Origin of the sequence: Paraburkholderia sp. J67 (assembly GCF_905220265.1) — a bacterium.
Taxonomy (GTDB): Bacteria; Pseudomonadota; Gammaproteobacteria; order Burkholderiales; family Burkholderiaceae; genus Paraburkholderia.
Genome location: NZ_CAJMZK010000048.1, coordinates 1 through 25,481, shown reverse-complemented (window position 1 = coordinate 25,481; position 25,481 = coordinate 1). Strand labels below are relative to the sequence as shown.

The 25,481-nt window shown below is 58.7% G+C and carries 22 protein-coding genes; 14 read left to right on the top strand and 8 right to left on the bottom strand.

Annotation, left to right across the window (positions count from 1 at the left end):
* Positions 1–156: NAD(P)-binding domain-containing protein (locus U5782_RS40215; RefSeq protein ID WP_322049431.1), on the bottom strand; the 156-nt coding region annotated here is incomplete at its 3' end.
* Between the two features lie 269 nt (positions 157–425).
* Positions 426–842, bottom strand: a complete 417-nt coding sequence (locus U5782_RS40210) for a carboxymuconolactone decarboxylase family protein (RefSeq protein ID WP_322049428.1) — start codon at positions 840–842, stop codon at positions 426–428.
* A 150-nt stretch (positions 843–992) separates the two neighbouring features.
* Here U5782_RS40210 and U5782_RS40205 point away from each other — a divergent pair, with 150 nt between their 5' ends.
* The 5 genes from U5782_RS40205 to U5782_RS40185 all read left to right on the top strand — a co-directional run bounded on the left by U5782_RS40205 (position 993) and on the right by U5782_RS40185 (position 6,375).
* The gene (locus tag U5782_RS40205) at positions 993–1,673 is read left to right on the top strand and encodes a TetR/AcrR family transcriptional regulator (protein WP_322049427.1); all 681 of its coding nucleotides are present in this window, start codon (positions 993–995) and stop codon (positions 1,671–1,673) included.
* Between the two features lie 192 nt (positions 1,674–1,865).
* A complete protein-coding gene (locus tag U5782_RS40200) occupies positions 1,866–3,416 on the top strand; it encodes a phospholipase D family protein (RefSeq protein WP_322049426.1) in 1,551 nt (516 codons plus the stop codon).
* Between the two features lie 506 nt (positions 3,417–3,922).
* Positions 3,923–4,627, top strand: coding sequence for a CoA transferase subunit A (locus U5782_RS40195; RefSeq protein ID WP_322049425.1), 705 nt, complete (start codon positions 3,923–3,925; stop codon positions 4,625–4,627).
* 10 nt (positions 4,628–4,637) lie between these two features.
* Positions 4,638–5,276: a 3-oxoacid CoA-transferase subunit B gene (locus U5782_RS40190; RefSeq protein WP_322049424.1), complete on the top strand. Its 639-nt coding sequence runs from the start codon at positions 4,638–4,640 to the stop codon at positions 5,274–5,276.
* Positions 5,277–5,478: 202 nt separating this feature from the next.
* Positions 5,479–6,375: a LysR family transcriptional regulator gene (locus tag U5782_RS40185; RefSeq protein WP_322049423.1), complete on the top strand. Its 897-nt coding sequence runs from the start codon at positions 5,479–5,481 to the stop codon at positions 6,373–6,375.
* Between the two features lie 239 nt (positions 6,376–6,614).
* On the opposite strand, the gene U5782_RS40180 is transcribed toward U5782_RS40185, so the two are convergent.
* Positions 6,615–7,817, bottom strand: coding sequence for a 3-oxoadipyl-CoA thiolase (locus U5782_RS40180; protein WP_322049422.1), 1,203 nt, complete (start codon positions 7,815–7,817; stop codon positions 6,615–6,617).
* A 650-nt stretch (positions 7,818–8,467) separates the two neighbouring features.
* Here U5782_RS40180 and U5782_RS40175 point away from each other — a divergent pair.
* The 5 genes from U5782_RS40175 to badI all read left to right on the top strand — a co-directional run bounded on the left by U5782_RS40175 (position 8,468) and on the right by badI (position 12,537).
* Positions 8,468–8,689, top strand: a complete 222-nt coding sequence (locus U5782_RS40175; protein ID WP_322049421.1) for a hypothetical protein — start codon at positions 8,468–8,470, stop codon at positions 8,687–8,689.
* A 305-nt stretch (positions 8,690–8,994) separates the two neighbouring features.
* The gene (locus tag U5782_RS40170) at positions 8,995–10,395 is read left to right on the top strand and encodes a GntP family permease (protein WP_322049420.1); all 1,401 of its coding nucleotides are present in this window, start codon (positions 8,995–8,997) and stop codon (positions 10,393–10,395) included.
* 29 nt (positions 10,396–10,424) lie between these two features.
* Positions 10,425–11,246, top strand: coding sequence for a 3-methyl-2-oxobutanoate hydroxymethyltransferase (gene panB, locus U5782_RS40165; protein ID WP_322049419.1), 822 nt, complete (start codon positions 10,425–10,427; stop codon positions 11,244–11,246).
* A 57-nt stretch (positions 11,247–11,303) separates the two neighbouring features.
* Entirely contained in the window at positions 11,304–11,675 is a 372-nt protein-coding gene (locus U5782_RS40160) for an SDR family oxidoreductase (RefSeq protein ID WP_322049418.1), read from the top strand.
* Between the two features lie 58 nt (positions 11,676–11,733).
* Entirely contained in the window at positions 11,734–12,537 is an 804-nt protein-coding gene (badI, locus tag U5782_RS40155) for a 2-ketocyclohexanecarboxyl-CoA hydrolase (protein WP_322049417.1), read from the top strand.
* A gap of 167 nt (positions 12,538–12,704) precedes the next feature.
* Here badI and U5782_RS40150 read toward each other — a convergent pair whose 3' ends face one another.
* Positions 12,705–13,781 carry a porin gene (locus U5782_RS40150; protein WP_322049416.1) on the bottom strand — a complete coding sequence of 359 codons (1,077 nt, stop codon included), beginning with the start codon at positions 13,779–13,781 and terminating at the stop codon, positions 12,705–12,707.
* Positions 13,782–14,383: 602 nt separating this feature from the next.
* Between U5782_RS40150 and U5782_RS40145 the strand changes: the two genes are divergently transcribed.
* The gene (locus U5782_RS40145; protein WP_322049415.1) at positions 14,384–16,390 is read left to right on the top strand and encodes a sigma-54-dependent Fis family transcriptional regulator; all 2,007 of its coding nucleotides are present in this window, start codon (positions 14,384–14,386) and stop codon (positions 16,388–16,390) included.
* A gap of 37 nt (positions 16,391–16,427) precedes the next feature.
* Here U5782_RS40145 and U5782_RS40140 read toward each other — a convergent pair whose 3' ends face one another.
* Positions 16,428–17,336, bottom strand: a complete 909-nt coding sequence (locus U5782_RS40140; RefSeq protein ID WP_322049414.1) for a LysR family transcriptional regulator — start codon at positions 17,334–17,336, stop codon at positions 16,428–16,430.
* Positions 17,337–17,431: 95 nt separating this feature from the next.
* Between U5782_RS40140 and glaH the strand changes: the two genes are divergently transcribed.
* Positions 17,432–18,364, top strand: coding sequence for a glutarate dioxygenase GlaH (gene glaH, locus U5782_RS40135; RefSeq protein WP_322049413.1), 933 nt, complete (start codon positions 17,432–17,434; stop codon positions 18,362–18,364).
* A 102-nt stretch (positions 18,365–18,466) separates the two neighbouring features.
* Positions 18,467–19,669 carry an alpha-hydroxy acid oxidase gene (locus tag U5782_RS40130; RefSeq protein ID WP_322049430.1) on the top strand — a complete coding sequence of 401 codons (1,203 nt, stop codon included), beginning with the start codon at positions 18,467–18,469 and terminating at the stop codon, positions 19,667–19,669.
* Between the two features lie 110 nt (positions 19,670–19,779).
* Here U5782_RS40130 and U5782_RS40125 read toward each other — a convergent pair whose 3' ends face one another.
* From U5782_RS40125 to U5782_RS40115, 3 genes are all read right to left on the bottom strand, one after another.
* Positions 19,780–21,225: an aldehyde dehydrogenase family protein gene (locus tag U5782_RS40125; RefSeq protein ID WP_322049412.1), complete on the bottom strand. Its 1,446-nt coding sequence runs from the start codon at positions 21,223–21,225 to the stop codon at positions 19,780–19,782.
* A gap of 86 nt (positions 21,226–21,311) precedes the next feature.
* On the bottom strand, positions 21,312–22,466 hold the full coding sequence (locus tag U5782_RS40120) for an iron-containing alcohol dehydrogenase (protein WP_322049411.1): 1,155 nt from the start codon (positions 22,464–22,466) through the stop codon (positions 21,312–21,314).
* Positions 22,467–22,580: 114 nt separating this feature from the next.
* Positions 22,581–24,296, bottom strand: a complete 1,716-nt coding sequence (locus tag U5782_RS40115; RefSeq protein ID WP_322049410.1) for an NAD(P)/FAD-dependent oxidoreductase — start codon at positions 24,294–24,296, stop codon at positions 22,581–22,583.
* Positions 24,297–25,325: 1,029 nt separating this feature from the next.
* On the opposite strand from U5782_RS40115, the gene U5782_RS40110 reads away from it, so the two are divergent.
* The coding region (locus U5782_RS40110; protein WP_322049429.1) for an NAD(P)-binding domain-containing protein at positions 25,326–25,481 on the top strand (156 nt) is incomplete at its 3' end.

The window sequence follows — 25,481 nt, the reverse complement described above, 5'->3', positions numbered from 1 at the left end:
TGACATGGTGACGCGGGCGCCTTCGGCGGCAAACCTGTCGAGCACGGCCTGATTACGGTCGCACACGATCAGGTTGAAACCACCCTTGGCGGCGCAGCGGGCCATCGGCGCGCCCATGAGGCCTGCGCCAATAAAAGCCACAGTTTTGATGGTCATTACAGCTCTCCTGTTTTCCTGTTGGGTTGCTACCCACACTTCGCCTCTTGAGCCATGTGTGGGATCGCACGACTGCCGCGCGGATGCATCGGTATCTGAAACCGACGACCGCGAGCCGTTGATGGGTTGATCAGGTCGCTCCGCACCAGATCCGCATCGTTGCCGGAACGCAGCGGATCCGCTTTGCAGATCGCCGGTTGGTGCGTTCCCACGATCGGCAAGTCTGGAGCCCCTCTCGACACGCGGTGAGGCGGTTCTCGCGCGCGGTATTACGCGTGAGCGCCTTCCGGGTTCGTTGCGGCGCGCTGGGCGACCACCTTCTTGACGATGTAGAGGGCATTGAGCACGCGCGGGAAACCGATGTAGGGAATCAGGTGGATGATCGCCGCCACGATCTCGTCCTTGCTCAGGCCTGCCGTGAGGCCAGTGTGGATATGCAGCTCGATCTCCGGTTCGGTACCGAGCGTCGTCAGCGAAGCAATCGTCACGAGAGCCTGCTCTCGCTTGGTCAGGCCCGGCCGGGTGTAAATCTCGCCGAAGGCGAATTCGACCATGTATCGGGAGACGTCCGGCGCGATGTCCTTCAGGTCTTCGGTAATTTTGCTGTGGGTCAACACGTTCGGATCGCCGGGTGCGGCGTACTCCATCATCTTTTTGAGTCCGCGTTGATAGTTGTCGGTAGACATGGTGCTGCTCCTTGATATTTAAGCCGTACTGCACAAACAAAACGCTACGAAGCGTATCGATACTCTAGCACGTAAACGAAACGATACGTAGCGTTTTGGCAATTGTGCGCGTGATAGGATGCTGGCTAACGACTCGAAAGGCAGGGGAAAATGGCGCAAATACCGCTCAAGCAGGGCGTAAACGACGCTCCAGATGGCGAAACGCGACTTCACACACCCGGGGAGCGCGCGCGCAAGAAAAAATTGGTACTCGATGCCGCTCGAGAACTTCTGGCGGAAAACGGGGTGAGCGGTTTGGCGGTAGAGGGGGTCGCAAGCCGCTCCGGTGTGGCCAAGACGACGATCTATCGGCGCTATCGCTCGAAAACGGACCTTGCCCTGGCGGTGTTGCTCGATATGGTCGACGACGTTGGCGCGCAGCCTGATGTCGGCGATGCGTGCAGCCAGCTCGCCGCGGTGGTCGACCGAACGATTGAACTCCTGCGTTCAACGCTGATGGGCCGCATCATGCAAGGGTTGGTGTCAGAGGTAGCCACCGACCCGGAACTCGCAGAGGCCTATCGAAAAAACGTGGTGAATCGCCGTCTGGCAGACATTCGCCGGGTGGTGGAACGCGGCATTGAAAAGGGGGAGTTGCGCGAAGGCCTCGATCCGGAGATGGTCACCGACCTCCTCCTGGGACCGATCTACTATCGATTGTTTCTGAGCGGATCGCCATTGGATGACGGTTTCGGCGAGCGCCTCGTCGCCGCGCTGCACCTGCGTCGCGACGGCGCAAAAGCGGCGGACGGTGTCGGGGACGCGAAAGCTTCCAGCGTCAAGGCGACCTAAGGCACGAAAGACATTGATGCGCGAGAGTAGAAAACCCGCACGCGAAACGTAAGCCGTGCGGGTGTAAGCTGGGGCACGATCGAACCAGCTGCGGCGAAGGCCGGACTGGTGTCGTGTTAGCCGCCGGTTTGCGATATCTCGTCTGACCAGCAAGAACAAGCAGGCACTCACCCACGAGAAGGAGCGGCATTCATGGTCACGCCGCGCTCGTTGGGTACGACGCTTTTACTACTGGCGCTCGTCGCCTGCGCCAGCCTGCCGCCACAGACGAATCGCGAGCCCACGTACGCAATCACCGATACTGGCAATACGCGCCTGGGCATGGCCTTCCGGCCACAGGCCGAGGCCCACCCTGGTCTCGACGCATTTCACCTCCTGAAGGATCCAATCGACGCGCTGGACGCGCGCGTGCTCCTCGCCGATCGCGCCGATCGCGCACTCGATCTCCAGTACTACATCTGGCACGACGACCTGACCGGTCGCGAATTGGCCGATGCCGTCATCCGCGCAGCAGATCGCGGCGTACGGGTGCGCATCCTGCTCGACGATCTCGGCACGAACGCCGACGACCGGAAGTTACTCGAAATCAGCTCACATCCGAACATCGAGATCCGGCTGTTCAATCCAGTCGCGACCCGCTCGTTCAGGAAGATTGGCGCTGCGCTCGAGTTCTCGCGAGTCGACCGGCGCATGCACAACAAGGCGATGATTGCGGACAACCAGGCCGCGATCCTGGGTGGGCGCAACATTGGCGACGAATATTTCGGCGCCTCGTCGCTTGTGGAGTTCGGCGATCTCGATGTCGTGATGCACGGCCCCGCCGTGACCGAGGTCTCAGCCGAATTCGACAAGTTCTGGAATTCCCCGTATGCGTACCCGATCAATGTGCTCGACACGCACGCCGCGCCACCGGAAGGACTGAATCAGGAGCGCGAGCGATTGCGCGATTACCTGCGCGCCATGGAGGACAACCCATATGTGATCGCGGCACGGCAGCGGTTGGATCAGATGATCCACGGACAGGGTACGGAACTGTCCTGGGGGCATGCCACGGTTTTGTATGACGATCCGTCGAAGATTGCACGCTCGCCGAACGACAACGAAGGGCATCTGTTGCCGAGGCTGAGGACGCTCGAACTTCAGCCGGAACACGACCTGCTTATTGTGTCGCCGTACTTCGTGCCTGGCGAAGAAGGCGTCGAACGGCTTCGTGCGCTCACGGCACGCGGCGTGCGCGTGACGGTGCTGACCAACTCGCTTGCATCGACCGACGTAGCGGCTGTCCATGCCGGTTACGTTCGCTATCGACGCGATCTCGTCGAGGCTGGCGTGATGCTTTACGAGCGGCGCCCGTTGGGCGACGAAAGCATTTCGAAGCAGGTCGTGTTTGGATCGTCGCGCGCGTCGCTTCATGCGAAGACATACGTGTTCGATCACCAGAGCATCTTCATCGGATCGATGAATCTCGACCCTCGTTCGCTGAAACTCAATACCGAGATCGGTGTGTACTGTGAGAGTCCAACCTTTGCCGACGATGTAGCGAGCTACGTGGAATCGAAAATCGACCGGATCGCGTGGCGCGTGGAGATCCGGACTGACGCGGCGGGACGAGGCGAACCCATATGGATTCAGATCAACGCGGATGGTACGAAAACCGAACTCGATACAGAACCTGCGGTGTCGGCGGCGCGTAGGCTGGAAATCTGGTTACTGGGGCTGTTGCCAATCGAGTCGCAACTGTGATTTGGGAAATCGATCGGGCGAAAATGAACCACGCATTTTCACTGCGTTCATCAAGCCTGCATGTCGAAGCCAATAATAAATTTTCTTGCGTTTTGAATATCACTCCAAAGCCGGCATTCCCTCATTTCTGTATGTTTATTGCGCCGCCGAAAAACTGAGTAGCGTGTCTTGAGAAACTTGCGGGGATTCCAGCAGGAAAACAGCTCCCCGACGATTTACGCGACACATCGCAAGCTCGGTGAATACCCCTACCCGGCTTGACTGCCCGCATCAACAAGTTTCCGTCCCATCTGGCTGCGGCTGGGATCGCGCCCCTCTGTGCATTTTCGCACACCGCCCTTGCATCGTTTGCCGTTGCAACCATTGGCGCGTAGTACCAGAATTTTGAAGCATCAGGAGGGTGTTATTTCAGAACTCCCACATCATTCGCCACAGTAATCGTCTATTCCGAATCGGGATTCGCACGTTTCCTGCGGGATTTATATTTTTAACTAAAAGAGCTTGATATGGAGAAGTTATACAGTTCGGCAGAAGAAGCGCTGTCCGGCATCATAGCCGATGGACAGACCATTGCGATTGGAGGATTCGGAGTATGTGGAATTCCGGAGAAGTTGATTCTGGCACTTCGCGATTCCGGCAAGCAGGGCTTCACCTGTATTAGCAACAACGCCGGCATCGACGATTTTGGGCTCGGTACCCTCTTGAAGACCCGCCAGATCAAACGCATGGTCGCTTCCTATGTGGGCGAGAACAAGGAGTTTGAACGTCAGTACCTGAGCGGTGAACTCGAACTTGAATTCACGCCGCAGGGCAGCCTGGCGGAGCGCTTGCGAGCGGCCGGCGCTGGCATTCCCGCGTTCTTCACCCGCACCGGCGTGGGTACGGTCATCGCAGAAGGCAAGGAGGAGCGCCTCTTTGATGGCAAGCGTTACATCATGGAAACCGCATTGAATGCGGATGTTTCCCTGGTGAAAGCGCACATTGCCGATCGTGCCGGCAATCTGGTCTTTTCGCGGACTGCACGAAATTTCAATCCCGATGTCGCGATGGCAGGAAAAATCACCGTCGCCGAAGTGGAGAAGGTGGTCGATATCGGTCAGCTCGATCCGGACGATGTTCACCTGCCGGGCATTTTCGTCGACCGGATTGTCGTCAACGGCAGCCCTGAAAAGCCCATCGAACGACGCAATTTCCGCACACGTAGCAACTGAAAGGCTAAAAATGGCTTGGACGCATGAAGAAATGGCGGCGCGCGCGGCTGCCGAACTCCACGATGGTGACTATGTCAATCTCGGCATCGGACTTCCGACAAAGGTGGTGGATCATGTTCCGGAAGGCATGCAGGTATGGCTTCAATCGGAAAATGGCCTGATTGGCATTGGCCCGCCGCCGTTTGAAGATGAAATCAATCCCGATCTGATTGACGCTGCAAAACAGACCATCACCATGGTACCCGGCGCGTCGATCTGTTCGTCATCGATGTCATTTGCCATGATCCGTGGGGGGCATATGGATCAATCGATCCTGGGCGCCATGCAGGTAAGCGAACGCGGCGACCTTGCCAACTGGATGATTCCCGGTAAACTGGTTAAGGGTATGGGTGGCGCAATGGATCTTGTCGGAGGGGCGCGGCGAGTGATCGTTCTGATGGAACACCATACGCGCTCAGGTGACCTGAAGATCCTGCGACAGTGTTCTCTTCCTCTGACCGGCGCTAACGTCGTGAGCAGGATCATTACCGACCTCGCCGTGATGGACGTTACGGACGCCGGACTCGTAGTCAAGGAAATTGCGCCTGGCGTAACGCAGGAAGCGTTGCAGAAACGTACGGAACCCACCCTGACGTTCGCACTGTCCTGATTCTGGCTATTGGCTGGCGGTTCAAGGGCAACAGTCATTCACGGCATTCGACCTTGAACCGGACGGCGATCGGATAGAAAGAAGCAACCGTATGTTGAGGGAAACGTCGCCCATATCTGGCCCATCTGCTGACGTGCTGCCCTTCCGCCTTTTTGACTGATCAGGCCTTCAAAACGAACATGCAAAAGCGCGGACGAAAATCATGAATGATGTCGAGTGGACGGATTTTCGCTATTTTCTCGAAGTTGCCCGTACCGGAAAGGTTTCTCTGGCCGGCGAGCGACTTGGAGTCGAGCATTCGACCGTGTCGCGCCGGATCAACCGCCTTGAGGAATCGCTTGGTAGCGTATTGTTTGATCGGCGACGTAACGGCTTCTCCCTGACGGATGCGGGAAAGTCGCTGGTTCCACACGCCGAGCGCATGGAAAATGCGATGCTCGGCGCGCTGGAGGCCAACATGAACCAATCAAGTGCCGTGTATGGTACGGTCCGGGTTGGGACGCCAGAGGCTTTTGGCATCCACATCCTGGCACCAGGCATGGCCAAGCTTAACGCTCAACACCCCGACCTGCATGTCGAACTCATGGCCCAGCCGCAGTTCCCGAGTCTGGTGACTCGCGAGGTCGAAATTCTTGTCACCCTGGAGCCGCCGCAGATCGGCCGGTATACCGTGAGCCGCATCGCGGATGTCGACTATTTTTTCTACACCTCTAAAGCCTACCTCGACACGAATGGCCCTATTCAGGAATTGACGGACATCGTCAACCATGACTTCGTCGACTACGTCCACGATGGATCTCTCAGCGAGCGGTATCGCATCCTTGATGAACTGGTCTCCAATCCGCGAAGACAATTCACATCGACGAGCGTGCTTGCACAGCGAGAAGCCGTCGCGGCGGGCCTGGGAATTGCGCTCCTGACTCCTTATGTGGCGGCAGCACGGCCGGAACTGGTCAACCTGTTTCCCGACATGCCGCAAATCACCCGCACCTTGTGGCTGGCCGCGCCAGAGGATCTGTTTCGCACCACGCGCGTCAGGGTCGTCTGGGATTACATTCGGGCAGTCGTTCAGAGCTATCCAAAGCTTCTGCGACGATAGCCTGTCGGGAGGCGCCACGCGTTGCATGCGTGCCACGGACCCAGGATACTCGCCAGGAATGTCGACCCGTATGATCGGACCGCACGAACCGCGCCGCGCCAGTCCAATCGAAGTGCACTGGCGCGGCTCAGGCCACTCGCGACAACGCCGAAACAAGCCGACCGCCGCGGACCAGAATGCCAGGAGTAAGTGCCTTGCCACTGTGGCTGCATCAGAGGCACAAACCGCTGGCGCGGGATTCACACCCGCTCAATGACGACCGCGAGGCCCTGACCGACGCCAATGCAAAGACTGACGACCGCATAGCGCCCGCCGCGCCTGACCAACTCGCGTGCCGTACTGAGCAGGATGCGGGCGCCGGATGCGCCCAGAGGATGCCCAAGAGCGATAGCACCACCATTCGGATTGACGCGCGGATCGTCGAAGGCCAGATCAAGCATCTTCAGGCAGCCAAGGACCTGAGCCGCGAATGCCTCATTGATCTCAATGACATCCATGTTGGCCAGCGAAAGGCCCGCTCGCTGCAAGGCTTTCGGAATCGCCAGCGCCGGACCAATGCCCATCACTCGGGGTTCAACGCCGAACGCCGCGCCCGCGAGAATCCTGGCCATTGGACGGACCCCGGCCCGCTCGCCGACTGCAAGGTTGCCAATGAGCATGGCAACCGCGCCGTCGTTGACACCCGACGCATTGCCGGCCGTGGTCACCCCACCAGGTTGCAACGTCCGCAGCGACGCGAGCGATTCAACCGTGGTATCCCCTCGAGGGTGCTCGTCCTTCTCCACCAGTTTGGGCGGGGTCTTTTTTCCGGTAGGCACCGAAACCGGCAGAATTTCGCCCGCAAAAAATCCGGATTCCTGAGCTTTTGCAAACTTTGCCTGAGAGGCTGCCGCAAATCGGTCGCTGTCCTCGCGTGACAGTTCAAGGTCCCGTGCGACGTTGTCCGCGGTCTGTGGCATCGTATCCGCGCCATATTCCCGCTCGATAAGTGGATTCGGAAAGCGCGCGCCAATGGCAGAGTCATAAACCTTGAAATCCCGACCAAACGCCGTTTCGCTTTTCGCGACAACAAACGGGGCACGGCTCATGCTTTCAACACCTCCCGCGACGTAGAGATCGCCCTCACCCGCCGTGACCGCGCGTGCAACGTCGAGCACGGCGGCGAGTCCGCTGGAACAAAGACGATTGACGGTCTGTCCAGGAACGCTTGGCGGCAGACCTGCCAGCAGGGCCGCATGGCGAGCGACGTTACGGCTGTCCTCCCCGGCCTGACAGGCGCAACCCAGCACGACATCTTCAATCTGCTCCGGCTGGAAGGGACTCTGCTCTATGACACGGCGAATGACGCCTGCAACAAGGTCATCTGCCCGTACAGGGGCGAGCGCGCCCGCCACACGGCCAAAGGGCGTACGCAAGCCGGAATACAGATACGCGTCAAGCATTGAAATCTCCTGGAGATAAAAATTGTTGTCACTTCACTTGCGACACGGCTCGCAGCCGTGCCCTATCGCCTTTCCGATCGTGTTATCGACCGTTGCATCAGCAACGTCGTCTATCTTTGCCATGTCAAACACGGTCAGACGTGAGCCTACGGCTCCCATCGCGCTCTTGTTCAAGTTCCCTGTCGAAGCTGAACAGGTCGGCGTCACGCATAGGCCTTTTTCCGGTTCATGTGGCCGTTAAAAAACCGTTCGCGTGCGCTCCGGATCGCTGAATCGAAGTCCGCTTCAGTAGCAAGATGCCGGTGATCCACACTCACCAACCAGCCTTTGTCAGCTTTGCACCACCTGATTCTGCCCTCCTCGTATAGCGCGGAGAACCATCGCCAAACGGATGCGTCTTCTGCATTTGCGAGATCCCGAGCCTGTAGGCGAGTAGGATCGCGGGTAGCTTCAAGCATCGACTTCTCCCTGATTACCAGACCACCTGCGTTACCCCAGCCCATGGACACATCCCGGTAGAAAAACAAATAAATCACCGGCGAGGCCATAGATGGTCATGCTGTGGGCAGTGCGATTCAGAGGTACAGATATCGCCATTTAAAATCCAGCATTGCTAGGTTTGCTATGCACTGGAAAATAAGGCCCTTATTATGTATTCCAAGCAAGATTGGCACATTTTCAGGGCGCTAGACATCTTTGACAATTACAAAACTGATGAACAGACTGTCAAATCACCCTTGACAGTCGCCCGTGAAATAAGCGTGCACGAACTCACGCTGCTGCCGGCCATCCTGATGGCTAACTTCATCGTCCTGACCGCCATCGTGCACAACACTCCAGCCCCGAACCCTGCTATGTCGCCTAAGGGCTGAAGCATGCCCTCGGGAAATCAGTGTGCAAAAGTGCACATGCAACGTGCATCCATTGCATTCCCCTCAAAATCAGAACGTGGATAATCCCATGGATACAGCGGTACGTGTCTCGGTTTTAACCGCACACATTCACGGCACGCTCTATTCGACATAACCAGCGAAAGATCTCTCACAGAAATGGAAGAGAGACGGTGTTGGCAATGGTCCGGCTACCGATACGCGACGGTATCTGGTTCGTTCAATCCCCATTCCGGCGCCTCAGTAGTGAAGAATGAACTCAATATAATTAGCCTTGGAGACATTGAATGAGCTTTTTGATAGTCGTCGCAGCGCTGGTGTTTTTAATGATCGCAGCCTATCGCGGCTACAGCGTCATTCTATTTGCGCCGATTGCTGCACTTGCGGCCGTCCTCCTGACCGAGCCTGCTGCCGTTGCGCCGGTGTTCTCGGGCATCTTCATGGAAAAGATGGTCAGCTTCGTCAAGCTGTACTTTCCTGTGTTTCTCCTTGGTGCGCTGTTTGGCAAGGTTATCGAAATGTCTGCCTTTGCCGCCTCGATCGTGGCTGCGGCAATTCGCTACATCGGCCGCTCCCGAGCCAATTTGGTTATCGTCACGGTGTGCGCCCTGCTCACGTATGGCGGCGTCTCCGTGTTCGTCGTCGTGTTCGCGGTCTATCCCTTTGCTGCCGAGCTTTATCGTCAAAGCAACATTCCCAAGCGCTTGATGCCCGGCGCGATCGCGCTTGGCTCGTTCTCGTTCACGATGGACTCGCTGCCTGGCACTCCCCAGATCCAGAACATCATTCCGACCACGTTCTTCAAAACAACGGGTTGGGCAGCACCGGCGCTGGGCATCATCGGCTCAGTTTTTATTGTGGCGGTCGGTCTCACCTATCTGGAATGGCGCCGCCGTAGCGTCATGGCCACAGGTGAAGGATACGGAACCGTACTAGCAAACGAACCACAACACGTTGCCGCCGACGCACTGCCCAGCCCCATTCTCGCCATTCTTCCTTTGCTGCTTGTTGGGATTGCCAATTTTCTATTCACGAAATGGATTCCAGTCTGGTATGGCACGTCGTACACGGTTGCGCCAGAAATCCTGCCGGGTTTGCATGCTCCAGTCACCACGCCGGTGAAGACCGTCACCGGGATCTGGGCAGTCGAAGCCTCATTGCTCCTTGGCATCGCGCTGGTCATTGTCGCGGCGTTTCGCCGTGTTGCTGCGGGGTTTGCCGAAGGCTCAAAAATTGCCGCCGCGGGTGCGCTCCTCGCTGCCATGAATACCGCATCGGAGTACGGCTTTGGTGGCGTCATTGCAGCCCTTCCCGGTTTCGTCGTTATCAGCGATGCACTCAAAAGCATTCCTGATCCCCTGGTGAACGCAGCGGTGTCGGTGAGCACGCTCGCTGGCATTACGGGGTCGGCATCGGGCGGCATGAGCATTGCACTCGGAGCAATATCGGATCTGCTGATCAGAAATGCCCAGACTGCCCAGATCCCGATGGAGGTCCTGCACCGGGTGGTGGCAATGGCAAGCGGTGGCATGGACACGCTTCCGCATAACGGCGCGGTCATTACCTTGCTGGCGGTAACCGGCCTCACGCATCGACAGTCCTATCGCGAGATATTCGCGGTGACGCTGATAAAAACCCTCGCAGTGTTCTTCGTGATCGCGGTTTTTTACACGACACGGATCGTTTGACCAATCGTATATTTTCTGGCACTACCGAAATGACTTACCTCCAGGATGCAACCCGAAAACAGGTGACGGTCCCCATGTTGCAGGCCATGCGCGTCGAAAACGAGAAGATCGCGATGATGGCCTGCTATGACGCAAGCTTCGCGGCAGTGCTGGATCGCTGCGGAATCGATGTCCTGCTTGTCGGCGATTCGCTCGGAAACGTATGCCAGGGACAATCGACAACCCTGCCAGTGACCATCGAGCAGATGATTTACCACACCGAATCGGTAGTCCGGGGCACCGCAAGCGCGTTAGTCGTCTCGGACATGCCGTTCGCGACCTACCCGACACCTCTGGAAGCATTCAACAATGCCGCGCGCCTGATGCAAGCCGGTGCACAAATGGTGAAGCTTGAAGGTGGCGCCTGGCTGATGGATACCGTGCGCTTCCTCGTAGAGCGTGGCATACCGGTGTGTGCCCATGTTGGACTGACGCCCCAATCCGTCCATGCGCTTGGCGGATTCCGCGTCCAGGGAAAAACGGAGTCCGCTGCGGCGAGACTCGTCGACGACGCGCTAGCCTTGCAAGCCGCCGGTGCGCAGCTTCTGGTCATGGAAGCGATCCCGGCTACGCTGGCCAAAGAGGTAACGCGCCGCCTCACGATCCCGACTATCGGCATTGGTGCGGGAGCGGAATGTTCCGGACAGGTGCTCGTGCTGCACGACGCGATTGGCGTGTTCCCGGGGAGAAAGGCCCGGTTCGTCAGGAACTTCATGGAGGGTTGCTCCTCCATCGAAGAAGCCATCCGTGCTTATGCGACCGACGTGAAGAGCGGCGCCTTTCCCGCTATTGAGCATACGTTCTCGATCTGAACTGTAAACCGCAAACGTTTCGACAATCGTTATCGCCGCATCACAACAGGAGACAAAATGGCCAGGCTCGACGGAAAAGTCGCCCTTATTGCGGGAGGTTCAGCGGGAAATGGCCGCGCAACGGCCTTGGCCTTCGCGCGGGAGGGCGCGCGGATCGCGATTCTGGATCGTGATGCGGCACAAGGGACCGAGACGAAAAGGCTCGCGATGGCGGTGGAATACGCGAAGGACCGGGTCCGCGTGAATGCACTCGCCCCTGGCGCAACAGGAACGGACCGGGTGCTGGCGATGATGAAGGTGGATGGCGCGACCGGTGTAGCGGCAAAGAATCAGCTCTTGGGCCTGATTGCGCCAGAAGACGTCGCCTCGACGGTGCTCTTTCTCGCATCCGATGAAACGCGATCGACCACCGGCCACATCTTCCCGTAGGCGGCGGGTTGATTATTTCCTGATTTTTTACCGACTTTTAAATGTTGAGCGAACCAAGATGACCGAATACACCGACATTCTCTATGAAGTTCAAGCTGGCGTGGCCCGCATTACCATCAACCGTCCGCAAAAGTACAATGCGTTCCGCGGCAAGACTTGCGACGAACTCATCCACGCATTCAACGCGGCGTCATGGGACAAGTCGATTGGGGTCGTTGTACTGACCGGCGCCGGCGACAAGGCATTTTGCACGGGCGGCGATCAGTCCGCGCATGACGGCGGATACGATGGCCGAGGACTGATCGGGCTGCCGGTTGAAGAACTCCAGGGTGTCATCCGGGACTGTCCCAAGCCCGTCATCGCCCGCGTGAACGGCTATGCGATTGGTGGCGGAAATGTGCTGGTTACGTGTTGCGATCTCGCTATTGCCTCCGAAACTGCCCAGTTGGGTCAGGTCGGTCCGAAGGTCGGATCGGTTGATCCGGGATTTGGAACGGCGCTGCTCGCACGTGTCGTCGGTGAAAAGCGGGCGCGGGAAATCTGGTTCCTATGTCGCCGCTACGCCGCGGCTGAGGCGTTGAGTATGGGGCTTGTTAACGCGGTCGTGCCGCACGACCAACTGGACGCGGAAGTCGAGAAATGGAGTCAGGAGATTCTCGCGATGAGCCCTACCGCACTCGCGATCGCCAAGCGTTCCTTCAATGCGGACAGCGAATCAATTCGCGGCATCGCAGGCCAGGGCATGCAGGCGCTGGCGATGTACTACGAGACGGCTGAGTCCCAGGAGGGTGTTCGCGCCTTCCTCGAAAAACGCAAACCGCGCTTTCGCGACGTGTTGGCGGGCAACGCGGATCCTCTGTAACCCGACAATTCGCGTTTGGCAACCGCCCGGACAGATGTCCGGGCGGTGTCGTGTCTTCGGGGCGGTCAGTTGCCGCCCCTATCGATATAGAACGGCTGCTGTTCCATCCCACGTGCCATCGTCCACGATCAGAAGTCGCAGAATAACATCCACTGGACTGGCGGCACCTAGAACGAGTGTCGCATACCGATCATGCTGGCAACTGTCGTGCCCTCCACGCCGTAGAGCGGTCCATTGATCGACAGACCCGTATTCATCGCACCGTGATTATCGACGGCTCCAATCTGGGCATAAAGTGTGGTTCGTTTCGACAGAAAATACTCGCCGCCCACTGCGCCCATCACCGAGTGATTGCTCGTGTGATTGCGGTCGCTCGTGATCCAGACACCACCGTTGACGGCGATGGTCGGCGTTATCAGATAGTCAAGCCCCCCGCTGTAGACGTTGTTGTTGAACGAAGCAGCGGTCTTGTAGTTGACGAAGGCCAGCTTGGCAGTGAGCATGCCGAACTTGTATGCAGCGCCAATCGTGCGCCCCAGGAACGCCTGGGTGCTGGGGAACGGCGTCTGCACCGTGCCGCCGCTGTTACCGTCGTAGATGGCGGCATTGATCATCAGCCCACCGTGAGTGTAGCTCAGGCTGGCCGAATACTGCCTTCCAGCCTGAAAATCCCCTCCCTTGCCACCAAGTGCATACATCACACTTGCTTGCAGGCCGCCAAACACCGGGCTGGCATACGAAACGGCGTTCGCGTTATAGATGCCAGTGGCAAGAACATTGTCGACCATGTTGACGAGGCTGCTACCGAACAGCGTGAATGAGCGCGGATCGGACGCATAAAGCGCGAGGAAGAACGGTGAATATTGAAGCCCGGCTTTGACCGTCCCGAATTGCCCTCCGAGGGCGACCCACGCCTGACAGCCGAACAGGTATCCGTTGCAATCGGCAAACCCGCCATTGGCCGCGCTGACGCCGCTTTCGAGCTTGAAACTGGCATTCAGGCCGCCGCCGAGATCCTCGTTTCCGGTCAGACCAAATACGGACGGTACCAGCCCCGCGCCGACCATCGCGAACTGCTTGCCGGTATTGGCTCCGGTGGTGTCATCCGCGGTTTTGCTCGAATACATGATGCCAGTGTCGATCACACCGTATAACGTCACGCCACTGTCAGCGTGCCCGGTTGTGCTGATCGCAAACGTGGCCAGACAGGTCGTCAGCTTCAGACACGAGTGTTTAACTTTCATCAAATTTGTCTCCTTAATATTATTAGCATGCCGAATTTATACGTTAGCTACGTGCGCAAACGCGTGTGCATGACACGGAATGACCAAACCGAAATACAGGCAAGCGGCAGGAAGAAAAAGCGCAGCTCGCCGGCACATACTTCGCCTGTTCTTTCAGCCTGGCCGGTCTTCGATTGCAAGAAGCGTGCAACGCGCTGTCCGGGCACGAAAGTACGCGCCCGATGCGCAGACGGAGGACGAATGTACGTGTGGTCCGAGTGATTTTCTGGACACGTGGATCGGGCAAATGTCCGGTAATCGGACACTCATGAATTTGATTGTTCTCCCGCATTGGGTCATGCGGGTCATTCAACTGGCGCGTATATTGCATTGCGTGAAACCTGCCCGACAGCCGTTCCCGCTGCGTTTGGACAAGGAGTGCAACGGCACATGCACATGCGAGGACATGCGGGCACGCCGAATTTGCCGTCGCAGCGATAATCGATGGGTGGAAACTTGAATTGCTGTGCGGGCAAGCTTGGCGTAAAAAGTCCAAATGAGCGGGAGCGATGCGAGACACCCCGCCAGCGCGCGGCGGCAAGCCGCCATAGCAAGGAGGAGCGATGCAATTGGATGTGCTGGGGACGGAGGTGTTTTCACCTGACTTTTCCCGTCGTGTGATGTCGGCGTGGGAAAATTTCATGGTGGAAGGCAGCGGCGCGGAACAGGTTCACGACGCCAAGGTCCGGGATGTGATCCTGTCCTCCTGGCAGAGATGCCGGGAGGGACAGGTACCGCCGGCGGTCGAGGAGGCCCCTTTGGCCGCCCGCGGCGATGACCTCCAGCAACTGCATATGGAGCATCAGGATTTGCTGGATGTGACACGGGAAGTCGTCGCGTCGCTCGGAGGCGTACTCAACCAGTCCCGAAGCGTACTCGTGGTGACGGATCCGCAGGGCGTGATCCTGAATGCCTACGGCGATCCAGCGACCGTGGATTCTGGCGCCGAGCGTCATATCGCCCCCGGTGGACATTGGGGAGAGCTTGTGAGCGGGACCAATGCGATTGGAACCGCCATTGCTGCCGGCAGCCCGGTTCAGGTCCATGCGCTCGAACATTACTGCGAAGGTGTCAAAGCCTGGACGTGTTCCGCCGCATTGGTACGCGATGGGCGCGGCGGTGACATTCTTGGCGCCATCGACATTTCAGGCTCCGACGACACCTTTAATTTCCACAGTCTCGGGCTCGCAATATCGATTGCGACGCAGATCGAGTCGATTCTCAAGGGAAAAGAGGCGCGTGACACGATCAAACTGCTCGAATGGTGCAGCGCCGAATCGTCCACATGGCACGGCGACGGCGTCATCGTGCTGGATGCCAAGGGGCGCGTAATCAGCGCGAACCAGCATGCTTCGGACGCATTGACGCGGTTAGGGCTCCCGCAACCTGTCGTACACGGTCAGCCCCTGCCGGGTACGTTGCGCAGCGCCTGTCGCCGCCCGGTTGACCTGCCGTTGTGGGTCAAACCGGAATGGGTCCAGCCGGTCAGGTTTGATGGCAGAAGCTTTGGCTCACTCGTGGTCATTCCGCGAAGCACGCTGCGCTCGTCCCAGACAGCACTCGCGCGCCCCGCGGTGGTGAACGAGGCATCGCCCGGAACGGGATTCGAGAACATCGTTGGGCTCAGCGACGCCATCGGAGCGGCAGTCAGTCGCGCTCGCCGCCTCGCAGCGGGAACGCTCCCGGTGCTGCTGCTCGGCGAAACCGGAGTGGGCAAGGAAGAGTTTGCGAAGGCCATTCATGAATGCTCGCCCGTTCACGCGGGCCCCTTCGTCGCCGTCAATTGCGGAGCCTTCGCGCGCGAGCTCATTGCAAGCGAGTTGTTCGGGTATGCCGAGGGCGCATTTACCGGTGCTGTCAAGGGCGGGCGTCGCGGGAAATTCGAAGAGGCCGATGGCGGCACGCTCTTCCTCGATGAAATTGGCGAATTGCCGCTCGACGTGCAACCTCATCTACTCAGGGTGCTGCAAGACGGCATCGTAACGAGAATCGGCGAAAGCCGCGCCCGCAAAGTGACAGTACGCATCATTTCGGCGACCAACCGGAATCTGCGTGCAGTGATTGGGGAGGGACGCTTCCGCGAAGACCTGTATTACCGTCTGGCAGTGGCCACGTTGAGCCTGCCGCCATTGCGCTCCAGGCAACGCGACGTGCCGCTCCTCGCGGAACATTTCGTCGAGCGCTTCGCGCAACGCACGGGAACGCCCGCCAAGCTAATCAGCGCCGAATTGCGTCAGGCGCTCAGTCTGCATGCCTGGCCGGGCAATATCCGTGAACTCAAGAACACGCTGGAAAGCATGTGCCAGATCGCCGATGGCGACACACTCATGCTCGACGACCTCCCGCTCGAGTGCAGGAGTGAGGATGTTCAGCCGGAGGGCCCCAAACTCGCGGGCCTGAAGGCGCGCGAACGCGAATCGATCATCGCCGCCATCGATGCACACGGTGGAAATCTCCGCCAGGCTGCGCAGAGTCTCGGCATCGCGCGAAGCACGTTGTACGTCAAGATAAGGGCCTATGGCATAAGGCGTTCGTTCGTTACCGACGACGACAGCAAGCCTCTATCATGATTCCCTTTCTGCTCGCCATCCTTCGTGGTTCGATACCCTAACTCCGGTCGCCCTCCGGATAAAGCGCCAGCGATTGCGTCACGAACGCCCGGACAGCGGGTGAGAGTTCCCGCTTTCTGCTGGCCATCGCGAGTTGAACGGCGAACCTGAAATCGACAATGGGCCGATAGCACATCCCCGGTTGTGTGAAATTGCGCATCGATTCCGGAACAACCGCAACGCCATAGCCCGCCGAGGCAAGGCTGATGGCCGCAATGAAGTCGTGCACTCGATACTCCAGAAATGGCACGAAATCGCCGGCCGCACCGAGTGCGTTGAGTACCGCGCTGAATCCCTCGTCGTCATCGAAGTTCGGCGATATGAATAACTGATCCTTCAGATCGCTGACCGATACTGTCTTGCGCGTCGCCAGCAAATGATCTTCCGCCATCGCGACCATAAGGTGTTCAGTATGGACGATCGTGGCCACGATACCCGGTGGACACGGGTGCCGCGGCCTGAGAATACCCACGTCGATCTCGCCGCTTTCAAGCGCCTGGAATTGGCGCGGCGTCTCCAGCGCCACGACCTCGACCCGGACATCGCCGTGCGTCGCGCGGAATTCGCGCAGCATTCTGGACAATACGCCGGTGCTCACACCCGACGCGACAGAGCCGATCCGCACAACGCCCGCGAGCCCTCTGGCCGCGAGACGTCCTATCTGGTCGGCACGGTCGATATGGCGCAATGCCGCAACCGCTTCGGCGTGGAAGAGGCGGCCCGCATCGGTCAGCGTCACAGGCTGTCGTTTATTGCGGTTCAGTAGCCGGACACCCATGTCCTGTTCGAGGCGCTGAATTTGCGTGCTAAGCGCCGATTGCGCGATATCCAGTCGATCCGCTGCTTTGGCAAAGTGCAGTTCCTCCACCACCGCCGTGAAGTACCTCAGCTGACGGGCATCGATCATTTAATCTCCAATAGCGAATAAAGATTCTGATTTCCAAGATGGATGCTATCAAAAAAGCCGTGTGAAATGGAGCCTCGATCACAGAGGAGAACAGCATGGATGCACTGCTCGCCGAGACGATTTCCGTCGCTGACAGCCAACCGCTTTTCCGTTTATCCGCACACCCCGACCATCACCGCATCGTGCACGTGACAGGCGATCGCGATGCCCTCGCCGGCTTTTTGCAGGACGTCAGGGGCATCGATGTCCAGAATCTCGAATACGTTCCGCTTATGCGCTATCACCTCGCCGACAAACTGGTCGCGCGCCTTGGTGAGCATTTCGCCCGCACGCTTGTCGAACTGGTCAAGGACCGTCGGCACGGCGGCGTTACCATCGGCCTCCAGGGCCTTTCTCAAGACCCGACCGATTTCGTCAAATTTGGCACGGCAGTCGGCCATATCCTCGGCCCCGGCAACCACGATGCCATGTCGGGCACCTACTATGCCCGCTTCGTGGTGCAGCACACCGACAGCAGCGATTCGTATCTTCGCCAGGCATATCGGCTGTTCACGCTGCATACCGACGGTACATTCGTCAGCGAGGCTACGGACTGGCTGCTGATGATGAAGTTTGGTGAGCGAAACGCGGCTGGAGGAGAATCACGCTTTCTGCATCTCGACGACTGGGAAGAACGCGACCAGTTTGTCAATCACAGGCTCGGCAATCAGCCTTTCATGTACAAGGCGCCTGGGTCCAAGAACGTCAACGAGAAGGTCGAAAGACCGCTCTTCTTCCAGGGGAAATACGGCTTGTCGATCTCGTTTATCGACCAGTTCGTTCAGCCGTCGAATCGCGAAGAAGCCGCATTCCTCCATGCACTATCGGCGTCGATGGAAGCCTCCACCGGAACGAAGGAAGTCGTGCTGCCAGTAGGCGATCTCGTGGTCCTGAACAATGACTTCTATCTCCACGGGCGTGCCCCGTTCCGGCAACACGAATCACTGTTTCGTGAACTGATGCGACAGCGTGGGATGTTCGCAGCTTGATGCAGCATTCAACGGACAAGCGTGCAGCTAACTCCGCCAATTGGAAAAGCAATGCGAAGAGATGAAATGAAAAGCCATATGGAGACCATCAAGGCTCAGGGCATGCCACCCGTCAAACAGTTGACGCAGGCAGCCTATGGACTCAGACGCGATATCCCGCCGCGGTTGCGCAAGATCCTCTCTCTAGCGGACTTCGAGCTGGCAGCACGGCGTTTCCTGCCGCGCCCGCTTTTCGGCTATATTTCCGGCGCGGCGGAGGACGGAACATCAGCCGCAGCCAATCGCCATGCGTTCGAACGCCTGAAGTACTGCCCAAAGGTACTCGTTGACGTATCAGGTCGATCCCAGCAGACCACGATCTTCAACCAGACCTGGTCTTCTCCATTCGGTATCGCCCCGATCGGAATCAGCGCTCTTTCGGCATATCGAGGTGACGTTGCTCTGGCTCGTGCTGCTGCGGAAGAAAACATCCCGGCGATCATGAGCGGTTCTTCGCTCATTCCGATGGAGACAGTGCACGCCGCTGCTCCGGGGACGTGGTTTCAGGCCTACCTCCCCGGCGACGTCGCGCGCAGCGATGCGCTGATTGATCGCGTCAAGGCCGCGGGTTTTTCCACGCTGGTTATCACGGTTGACATTCCCGTATGGGCCAATCGTGAAAACAACGTTCGCACCGGCTTCTCATTGCCGTTGCGTCCGTCGCTGCGTCTGGCAATGGATGGCATTTCCCACCCACGGTGGCTGCTCGGGACATTCGCCCGGACGCTATTCAATCATGGGATGCCCCATTTCGAAAATTCATTCGCGACGCGCGGAGCCCCGATGTTATCCGCGACGGCGATTCGTGACACCACGGGCCGCGATCATCTGTCATGGTCGGACATCGCGCGAATTCGCAGGCGCTGGAGCGGAAATCTCGTCATCAAGGGCATCCTTGACGCGGACGACGCGCTGCGCGCGGTCGAGATTGGCGCAGACGGCATCATTGTGTCGAACCACGGTGGACGTCAGCTGGACGGCGCAATCGAACCGCTACATGTCTTGCCCCGGATCTGCGATGCCGTTGGGGGCAGAACCGTCGTGATGATGGACAGCGGAATCCGGCGAGGTGGAGATGTACTGAAGGCACTTGCGCTGGGCGCGCAGTTCGTGTTCGTCGGCCGTCCGTTTATGTATGCCGCAGCTGTGGGCGGCACACCCGGTGTCCGTCACGCCATCAGCCTGCTCAGGGACGAAGTCGACCGGAACATGGCGATGCTGGGAAAGCGTTCGATCGGAGAGATCGATCGCGAACTACTTGCCTGAATGGGTGGCCCGGTGGCGCATGCCGGGCCTTCTTTGTGCCCGTTGCGGCAGACACGCGAAAACATGGCGTGGTTGCAAGCCGCTCCGGGCTGAAATCGCGTCTACATTGCTCAGGACAACGTATAAGCAGTCTTGACCGACGTATAGAATTCGCGGGCATAGCTACCCTGCTCGCGAGGACCGTAGCTGGACCCTTTACGGCCGCCGAATGGCGCGTGGTAATCGACACCCGCTGTCGCCACGTTCACCATCACCATGCCTGCGCTCGAACGCCGCTTAAAGTCCGCCGCGTATTTCAACGAGGTTGTGCAGATGCCCGAAGACAAACCAAAATCCGTGTCGTTGGCAACGCTCACCGCCTCCTCGTAATCTTTCACGCGTATGACTGAAGCGACGGGGCCGAAGACTTCTTCCCGGTTGATGCGCATGTCGTTTTGCGTCTGCGTGAACAACGCCGGCGACAGATAGTAGCCCGCCGTGTCGCGCGTGAGCAATTGGCCGCCGGCGACGCGTTTCGCGCCCTCCGCAATGGCGGTCTCGATGTACCGGCAGTCCTGCTCCAGTTGCTCCTGAGAGGCGACCGGGCCGATATCGGTGCCCTCCTTGAGCGCGTGGTCGACACGAAGCGTTGCCATACGTGCCGTCATTGCCTCGACGAACGCGTCGTGGATCGACTCCTCGACAATCAGGCGGCTTGAGCCCGTACAACGCTGCCCTGTCGAATAGAACGATCCCTGGATGGCAACGGATACCGCCGTGTCGAGATCGGCATCGTTCAGGATGACAAGCGGATTCTTGCCACCCATCTCCAGTTGCACTTTCGCCCCACGCTGAAGGCAGGTCACGCCGATCCCGCGACCAGTCTCAACCGAACCGGTAAAGCTGATCGCCCGGACCTTCCGGGAAGACGCAATGGCATGGCCGACCTTCGACCCCGGTCCCATCACCAGGTTAAACACCCCAGCGGGCAAGGCTCCCGCTCGCGCGATGATCTCCGCCAACGCCCATGCACTGCCCGGAACCAGATCGGCGGGCTTGAACACGACGGTATTTCCGAAGGCCAACGCAGGGGCAATCTTCCAGGCGGGAATGGCAAGCGGAAAATTCCACGGTGTGATAATACCCACGACACCTTCAGGCTCGCGGGTCACCTCAACGTCGACACCTGGCCGGATAGACGGCAGCCGCTCCCCCGAAGCGCGCAGTACCTCACCCGCGAAGAACCTGAAAATCCGTCCTGCCCGCGCGGCTTCACCAATGCCTTCGGCAAGCGTCTTTCCTTCTTCCCGAGACAGCAATTGCCCTAGTTCGTCACGCCGGGCAAGCAGTTCGGTTCCGATTCGGTCAAGGGCATCGGAGCGTTGCTCTGCGGTACAACGTGCCCACACGGCTTTCGCATCCCAGGCCGCATCAATGGCTTGCGCGGTCTGCGTCGCATCGGCACGGGCATAGGCTCCCACCACGTCAGTGGTATCGGATGGGTTGGTATTGAAGCCGACGGTCGCGCCTTCTACCCACTCGCCAGCAATGAAATTCTTGTGAACGGATGTTGTCATGATTGGTTTTCTGTCAAGCGCAAGCGCCAGTCCCCACGACGTGGGACCGGCGAACTGTGTGTGGAACGCGCGGATATCGCGTTTCGTTAGAAAGCCGCCTGGTAAAGCGCCAGCGCTTCTTCGTGTTCAATCTCTCGCGGGTTGTGAACCAGCAGGCGCCGAATGTTCATCACGTCGTTCGCCAGCATCGCGAGACTGTCCTGCTTCACGTTCACGTCGCGAAGACGCTGTGCATAGGGCATCCCGGCAACAAGCCTGCATACCGCATCCACGAATGTATTAGCCGATTCGGCTTCGGACGCCGATGCCAGGTTCGGCTGGATCGCTCGTCCCATCCGTGCATAGATCGCCTGCGCCGTATCCAGATTGAAGCGCAGAACGTGCGGCAACATGAGCGAATTGGAGAGGCCGTGAGGCACGTGATAGCGAACGCCAAGGGGATAGGCCAACGCATGCACGGCACCCACGGAGGAATTGGCGAAGGCCATGCCGGCGAAAAGCGATCCCAGCAGCATCTGCTCGCGCACATCGAGATCTGAGCCCGTGTCAACAGCCCGTGGGAGATGGTCGTAGAGCATCTTCAACGCCTGGAGAGCCAGCAGGTCGGAGAGCGGATTTTTCTTCAGATGTGTAGTCAGCGTCTCGATGGCATGAACCATCGCGTCCACGCCGGTCATCGCGGTCACAGCAGGCGGCAGGCCAACCGTCAACTCGCAATCGAGCAACGCGAAATCCGGCAAGAGCAAGGGAGAAACGACGGGCTTCTTTTCGTCGCCCGGTGTGGTCACGACCGAGATGGGCGTGACCTCCGAACCGGTGCCGGCCGTTGTCGGTATCTGGATCAACGGCAGCCGGGGACCGCGCGCGGCGCCAACGCCGTAGATGTCGCCCATCGCTTGTGGTGTACGAACGAGTAGCGCGACCAGTTTGGCTGTATCAAGCGAGCTGCCGCCGCCGAAGCCGATGACGCCGTCGACGCCCGTCTGTCGAGCAATATCCGACGCATTGACAATAGTCGCTTCCGGCGGATCCGCCAACACGTCGGAGAAAACGGTGACTTCGACCTGCGCCCTGCGCAGCGCTTCAATGGCGGAAGCCGTCACACCGGCCTTGTGAAGACCGCTGTCGGTGACGAGAAAGGCGTGTTTGACGCCGAACTCGCGAGCAATTGTGCCGAGCGTGCTGATCGCGCCACGCTGACACGCGATTCTCGGCGTGGTCTGGAACTGGAATTCAATCATGAAGTTTGTCCTCGGAGCCTGAATCAGTGGGTCAAGGTCTCTCGTGACGGGGCGTTGAATTGGGTGCTGTGCGGCAATCCGCACAGCACCTTCCCATCATGAGGACCGATTCGATCAAGCCACTTCAGGCTCAATGCTTCCGACAGTCGCGCGGGACAATACGAAGCCCTCGTAGCCCTTCTGCGCCGTCTCATCGCACTTTTGGAGGTACAGCGGAAGGCCACCGGGATAGTTGAGCATTTCGCGCTTTTTTCCCGGGATGTTGGCGCCCATGTACCACGAGTTGGTCTGGACGAAGAGCGTCTTCGATGCAACATCGCTGACGTGTTCTGCCCACGCTTCGTCGGCGCCCTTCGTCGATTCGATGCGCGCGTAGTCGTTTGCGCGAAGGTAGTCGAGCAGTTGAATGACAACGTCACCCTGTGCTTCTGCTGCGGTCGGGCCGTTCAGGAAACCGGTAGGAGCGTGCGGACCATACACGAAGAGCAGGTTCGGGAACCCTGCGGTTGCCAGCCCCAGGTTCGCCCGGATACCGTCTTTCCAGCGCTCGTTGATCGTGGATCCGTCGACGCCGCGAATGTCGATGCTCAGGATACCGCCCGTCACGGCATCGAAACCAGTGCCCATTACGAGAATGTCTAGCTCACGTTCGATACCGTCCGCCGTCACGACCGCATTAGGCGTGACATGGTGAATCGCATTTTCCCGAAGATCCACTAGCGTTACGTTATCCTGATTGAATACCTCGTAGTAACCGTTCTCGAGACACGGCCGCTTGGTACCGAACGGGTAAGGCGCCGTATCGGGGGCCAGCTTCCTCGCGATGTCCGGGTCATTGATCCGCGCCCGCGTCTTGTCGCGCCAGAAAGCGTACGCCGTGTCATTGGCTTCCTTGTTGAAGAGCACATCATTGAATGTCGCCAGCCACGGGTGGAAACCGGCCTTGGCCCAGACCGCTTCGTAGATTTCCTGGCGCTCCTCGGGCGAGACTTCCAGTGCGCCCTTCGGGAGGAAGTCCATGTCGAACCCGCCGAAGGTCTTACGTCGCAAGTCAAAGCGTGCCGGATAGTCGGCCTTCATGCGGCTTTGCGCACTCACGTCAGTGTGACGCGGGCCCATCGGCAATGCCATGTTCATGGTGCGCTGGAAGACTGTCACGTGCGAAGCCGTTTTGGCTGCCTCCTGGATGACCTGCACGGCGCTCGCACCGGTGCCGATCACACCAACCCGCTTGCCGGCGAAATCCAGACCTTCCTGTGGCCACAGACCAGTGTGCGGCTTCGGACCGGCAAACGAGTCCAATCCTTCGATCGCCGGAATATAGGCCTTGGCCGCGAAGCCCGTACAGAGAATGACATAGCGCGAGCGGAATTGATCTCCGCTCCTGGTCCTCACTGTCCATTGGTTGCCGGCTTCATCGAAGTCTGCCGATGTCACGCGCGCATTGAACTCGATATCCTTGCGGATATGCCACTTGCTATCGACGTAGTCGAAGTAGTTGCGCAGTTCTTCCCAGCCCGGAAAGAGCTCTTTCCAGTTCCAGTCCTTCCACAGATTTTCATCCGAGAATTCGTAAATCGGCACCTGTGTATCGACACGCGCGCCCGGGTAGCAGTTCCAGTACCAGATGCCGCCGATATCGGGTGCGGCTTCAAGGAGCCGTACCTTGAAGCCACGTTTGCGCAGGTTGTACAACTGGTAGACGCCCGAAAAGCCAGCGCCCACAATCAGGACATCGTAGTCCGCGCGATCGTTCTCTCCATTGCGATTACTCTTCGCGGGCGATGCTGCATCGAGGCGAGCAAGTTCGGCTGACTGCACGTTGGTCATGGTGTTGTCTCCGTATGTATTGAATTCGAATGTATCGATAGACATTAGCGGGCAATGCACTTCCGGTCGGTTCCATCCGTGTTGAGCCCGCCTACCCTATTGCAACAGCTGTGCCATCGCGCCTGATGGTCACCACCGGAATCCCCCAAACGGCTGAGATAACGAGAAAAAATCGCACGGACGCCGTGATGCCTCGTCTAACGGTATCGACTCGTGCGCGCGGGAAGTGTCCGGCTTTCGGACAGATGTCCGAACCGTGTGTCCAATCAACGTCACCGTGAAGCTGTGAACGGCAGACATCCTCGTCAAATGGAGATTCGTCAGCATGCCCGCTGCCCCAATCACAGGGATACAGGTTTGCGCGTGGTTAGCAGCTTCTTGCAGCACATCCAACGATTCGCCGTAGTTATCCCGCCTGAAATCAGCCAGTTCATTAATAGCCGTATTTTTATTTCATATTACAAAACACGGTGGTCGCACTCTGGTCACTTTCGTTCTAGAGTTTTTAATTGACGACTAGCGCCGTGCTGCCGAGCGTAGACCGCTGACTGCGGCGTTGAACATCCGAAGAAGGTTTCAGGCTCGCGGTGGAGTGTATTTGCGCACAATGAACGTGCGCCAATTGCCGTTGTCATGCGCGTCCTGATCGGGCAGCATCTTGTATCGCCGCGCGCCTCAACGATGATCCCGACGTACCAGACCTTCGTGTGTAGGGACATCGCGGCAGTGTTCCTCGGCAGCACGATGGTGAGCGACACACGTGACTCGGGCAGAAAAAAGAACGCACGCCGTAGGCTGCCTGGAAATACCGCGGCGAAAGATCTCCGCAAATCATGTCACTACTGCGAATGCTCGACGCCCACTTTGTCGTCAAGAAGGCCTTGGTCCGGCGGCCCGTAAGCGGCAGAGCAAACGTCTCCGCATAGTGGAAACAGACAGGGTTCTTCCTGTCCGTCTCCTGCACTGTGTATGGCTCCACGGGGGACGATGACCGGGTAGCAAACCCAACAGGAAAACAGGAGAGCTGTAATGACCATCAAAACCGTGGCTTTTATTGGTGCAGGCCTCATGGGCGCGCCGATGGCCCGCTGCGCCGCCGAGGGTGGATTCAACCTGATCGTGTGCGACCGTAATCAGGCCGTGCTCGACAGGTTTGCCGCCGAAGGCGCCCGCGTCACCATGTCC